Raw genomic sequence first — 4,196 nt, 5'->3', positions numbered from 1 at the left:
GATGATCGCTGCACGAGATGCGTTCCCCACCACACGATCATGATCGACGATCAGAAGCTCGACGCCTCACCGCCTACCGTGCACGAGCTCGTTAGGAAGCCTCGCCCGTAGCTCCCGCATCGGCGATACGGCGGGCATTGCTCACCGTCTGCCACGGACCGCTGCGCGAATAGTGCATGGATCGAATACTGTCTCTTCGCCAGTACTCCCGCATCACCGCGAAGGCCGTCATCGGCGCCGTCATCGGCCCCTGCACCACACCCACCGGCCTGTTCCTCGGCCGCTACGACACCACCGGCCGACTACAGCTCGTCGCCCGCACCACCCCGCTCACAGCGGCCCACCGCCGTGACCTCACCGACGGCCTGAAACCCGGGGGCGCCGAACGCCCTTGGCACGCACGCCGCTTCACCACCGGATGGGGCACCCGGATGGAACAGATGGTGAGCGCACCATGATGACGCCATGACCACGGCCTCGCGTGCTCTGACGCAACTCGCGAGCTGGCCGGACCTCACGCAGGCCCCGCCCAGCTGCGGCACCGGCCGAGCCCTGCGCTCTGACCGAGCGGAGATCGCGCACTTCCACTCCGAGATGCAGGTCGACCTGCACCTCACCGCCAGGATGATCCACCACTTCGAGAGCGACCTCAGAGACTCGAGCGCGATCCACCTCGTGCCGGGCTCGCACTGGGTGACCATCCGCATGGAATGCCAGGCGGACATCGATCTGCTCATGACCCTGGTCAGCGCGGCCCTCCACGCCCACCAGGGGCGGCCGGACCACGGCGGCGCACTGCACGCACCGTGCAACGACCACGACGGCCCGGCGCCGACGCACGAGAACACCGGCGGCCCGGCGGATCCTCCAGAGCAGGAGAGCACAGTGGCAGTCGACGAACGCGAAGAAGAAGCCATCCGGGCACTCATCGAACGCCTCACCGCCTCCTACAGCCCGACCCGCTCCCCCGCCGAGATCGAGGCCGCAGTCACCGCCGCCCACGCCTCCTTCAAGGACCGGCCCATAAGGGACTTCGTACCCGTCCTCGTCGAACGCAAAGTCCGCGCTGCTTTCGGCAGGACCACGCCCGACCGCTGAGTCCGGCCCCGGCCGCCGTCGAGCACACGGAGACGCGACCGCGAACGGCATGCCGCTCAATTCGGGATCCACAGCACTGAGGCGCCACCATGCCGTGGCCACGACGTACCGATGGGCCCGCCGTCCCCCGCGAGACCGCAGGCACTGATCACAGCCCTCGACGAATGGCCGTAACCAGCACTTTCCCCAAAGCCCTTGGGTGGCTCGGGCGTCCGTCAGCGGCCACAGAGGCGACTCCAACCGGCCCCTCGGCTTGTGTCGAGGTCCTCCGCGTCGACGACCAGGGTGTCCCAGTCCGGCTCAGCCAGGCCCATCCGGGCCCCCGGCCGGGTGGCCAGGTGGAGTTGTGCCAGCACACTGGTCGGCTCGGCGACATGCAGGAGAACCCGGTCGATCTTGGCCCGGTCCACCGTGCCGGGCTCGACGGGGAGGGCGTGGGCGTCTGCTTCACGGATTTGCACTGCGGGCAGGTCGCTGGTGCGTCGGCGGGCTTCGGCCAGCATCGCCGGTCGCGGTCCACGCCAATAGCTGTGCCGCTGGTGCCGACGCGTTCCGCCAGTGTCGGAAGGTCCGTGCCCGGGCCGCGTCCCACGTCGAGAGCGGTCTGGCCCGGTTGGACGTCCAAGCCAAGGCCTCGATCACGCAGGAGATCAGTGGCCCGGCCGCATTCAGGCGCTTGGTGTAGCCCGACTGCCGCGGCAGGTAGGGGAAGAGCTGCCGCAGTCAGGCGTGGGCGAATCGTAGCCAGTGCCGGGCCGAGGGGAAGCCCAGCAGCACTTGCGCCACGGCCAGGCACAGCAGTTCCGCGTCCGACAGCTTCGGCGGTCGCCCGATCCGGCGACGTGGCGGCACATGGTCGTCGATGAACACGTACGGCCGCCAGAAGGGCGTCCAAGCCGGAAGTCACGCTTCAGCCGCGGGCGATGGACTGTTCGATGAGGGCCACGGTGGCCCGGGGATCATCGACCTCAATGACGAGGCGGTCGTAGCTTTCGGTGTCGGCGAGTTCGATGACGACCGCTTTGTCCGGGTTCTTCACGTCCCAGAAGAGGCGTTCACCGTTGCGGCGGAAGCGGCCGGCGGTGATTACACCGGGGAAGTAGGTGCCACCGACGCGGATGCCCTTCGGTTCGCGGGCGATGCCGGGGTCATGGGTGGCGCCACGCACGTGGGTGAGGGGGATTTCCAGGCGGCTTTTGAGAGTCCAGAGCTTGTCGAGGCCCTGGAATTGGGCGGTCAGTAGGCCGCGTTCACGGTCGATGGAGATCAGGGCCATGTCAGTGCTCCTTGGGGGCGGCCGGCTGGGCGCGCAGGCGCAGGCGGGTGCCGAGGACGGTGGAGGCGAGTTGGGAGGCGGCGTCACCGTGGGAGGGGCGCAGGGCGTCCTCCAGCGCGGTGATGCCTTCCGCGACCAGCGCGGCAACCTCCGGGTCATGGGGGGCGCGTTCAGCGGCGGCGAGGAGGAGAAGCCCTGCGGCCGGACCGTTGTCGTACGAGGCGATGGCTGTCGTCAATGCCTGCGTGGGGTCGGTGAGTGTGGTGATGGCGGCGGTGGCCGGGTGGATCTCGTGGTCGAGGTGGTTGCGGAGGGCGGTCAGATGCAGGCCCCGTTTGGAGCCGAAGACTTTGTAGAGACTGCCTCGGTGGATGCCGGTGGCTGTGACCAGGTCGTCCACCGAGGTGCCCTCGTAGCCGTGAGCGGCGAAGAGGGCGGCCGCGGTACTGACGGCCTGATCGGTGTCGAAGGCGCGTGGTCGTCCCATGCCCATGACCGTATGCGATTAAAGAACGAGCAGTCAAGAACGAGCGTTCTTTTATGGGAGGCGCAGGAAGCCGAGGCTTGTCTGGGGGCGCCCCTGATGATGATGCGGTGCTGTTCCGGGTTCGGTGGGCGCGAACGTCTTTGCGCGGGGGCCTGGAGTTCTGCGGCAGTGGCCTTGCGCCCACCTGACGGCAGATCAGGCCGACGGATGGCATTCGCCGTGGCCGCGACCAGCACAAACATGGGACTCATTCATCTAGGCCGCACTGTCAGAAGCTGTTGTCGTACCGATCATGGTGGACATCGGTTCGAGTGTGGCGCCTCTGTCGGGTGATCTCTCGCTTGTGCGCGCATGAAGGCAGGGCCTCCGGTTCAGCTCATGGTTGTCGAAGCCAGAGCGCACCAGGAGGCCCTGTTGTTGCAGTCTTACGCTCTCGTCCAGTCGCGCACCCCGGTCTCGGTCAGATCGAAGTCCTTGGCGACCTGACCCATCGAGCGGTCACCGCGTCGGCACAGCTCGACGATCTCGGCCTTGAACTCCGGCGTGAACGAGCGGCGAGGGCGTGGCTTCTTCTTCCCCATGCTCTCCATGATGGACATCCTCCCGGGGGCAGAACCCCTGATCTCGGATGTCCGTCAAAGCGGATCAAGCTCAGGAGTGCCTGGTCAGCGGCACACGTGAACACCCCGCATGCGGACCTTATGTGATCCAGAGGCTGGCGGTGAGTCACGCCGACCCGGTGCTGCCCCTCCCGACGCCGCGCCTACTGGCGGAGCCTCTGAGTCGGATGCTTCACATCGCCTCCGCGTCGACGGACTGGCGCCCGCCGATGCAGTGACCGCGTACATACGAACAGGTTCCGCTATGTGATCGCACACGTCACGCCCAGATCGCACGCTTCAACGCCGCTGAACAAGGGGTCGGTTACGTGCGTGTTGCCGCCGCATTGCTTTGCCTGGCTTGCGTGTGAAGTCCACCTCTTTTTCTTCGGGAAACCTATCCGGAGCGGACGACTTCTGCCAGGTTGAGGCCACTCCCAGTGGATCTTGCGCTCCGTCAGGCTCCTTCGCCTGCACGGATGTCGGTGATGCGCCGGGGGTTTTACGTACGCCATGCTCCGCGGGCACACCTGCCTCGGAGCCGATGAGGAGACGCATGTTCCCCACGACATGGAAACGGCGAAGAGCCGTTGCCGCGCTGGCCGTTCTCACCGCCCTGGTCGCCCCCTTGGCCGTCGGGGGGGGGCCGGCCGCCCCCCCCCCCCCCCCCTGCCAGCGGGTCACCGGGGTGGAGCGCAAAAACCCGGCCGCCCGTATCGCCCAAAAGGGCGCGGAT

General features: G+C 67.3%; 6 protein-coding genes and 1 pseudogene. 2 read left to right on the top strand and 5 right to left on the bottom strand.

The genetic code is table 11. The annotated features are described in order from the left end of the window. The first annotated feature begins 176 nt into the window (after window positions 1–176). Window positions 177–458, top strand: coding sequence for a hypothetical protein (locus ABZZ79_RS39505; protein WP_356697494.1), 282 nt, complete (start codon window positions 177–179; stop codon window positions 456–458). 7 nt (window positions 459–465) lie between these two features. Beyond that, window positions 466–1,098: a luciferase family protein gene (locus ABZZ79_RS39500; RefSeq protein ID WP_356697492.1), complete on the top strand. Its 633-nt coding sequence runs from the start codon at window positions 466–468 to the stop codon at window positions 1,096–1,098. Window positions 1,099–1,313: 215 nt separating this feature from the next. On the opposite strand, the gene ABZZ79_RS39495 is transcribed toward ABZZ79_RS39500, so the two are convergent. From ABZZ79_RS39495 to ABZZ79_RS39475, 5 genes and pseudogenes are all read right to left on the bottom strand, one after another. Then, on the bottom strand, window positions 1,314–1,601 hold the full coding sequence (locus ABZZ79_RS39495; RefSeq protein WP_356697490.1) for a methyltransferase domain-containing protein: 288 nt from the start codon (window positions 1,599–1,601) through the stop codon (window positions 1,314–1,316). Window positions 1,602–1,725: 124 nt separating this feature from the next. Then, a pseudogene (locus ABZZ79_RS39490) lies at window positions 1,726–1,920 on the bottom strand (IS982 family transposase); the annotation flags it as partial. Window positions 1,921–2,008: 88 nt separating this feature from the next. Further along, window positions 2,009–2,374 carry a hypothetical protein gene (locus tag ABZZ79_RS39485; RefSeq protein ID WP_356697488.1) on the bottom strand — a complete coding sequence of 122 codons (366 nt, stop codon included), beginning with the start codon at window positions 2,372–2,374 and terminating at the stop codon, window positions 2,009–2,011. Between the two features lies 1 nt (window position 2,375). Next, window positions 2,376–2,861, bottom strand: a complete 486-nt coding sequence (locus ABZZ79_RS39480) for a TetR/AcrR family transcriptional regulator (protein WP_356697486.1) — start codon at window positions 2,859–2,861, stop codon at window positions 2,376–2,378. Between the two features lie 425 nt (window positions 2,862–3,286). Continuing rightward, complete coding sequence (locus tag ABZZ79_RS39475; RefSeq protein WP_356697484.1) at window positions 3,287–3,451, bottom strand: transposase; 165 nt, start codon at window positions 3,449–3,451, stop codon at window positions 3,287–3,289. Window positions 3,452–4,196 lie beyond the last annotated feature (745 nt).

The sequence above is a fragment of the Streptomyces sp. NPDC006458 genome (genome assembly GCF_040612135.1).
In the GTDB taxonomy this organism is placed as follows: domain Bacteria; phylum Actinomycetota; class Actinomycetes; order Streptomycetales; family Streptomycetaceae; genus Streptomyces.
Note: the sequence above shows the minus strand (reverse complement) of the source record. Positions and strands in the feature narration are given on the sequence as shown.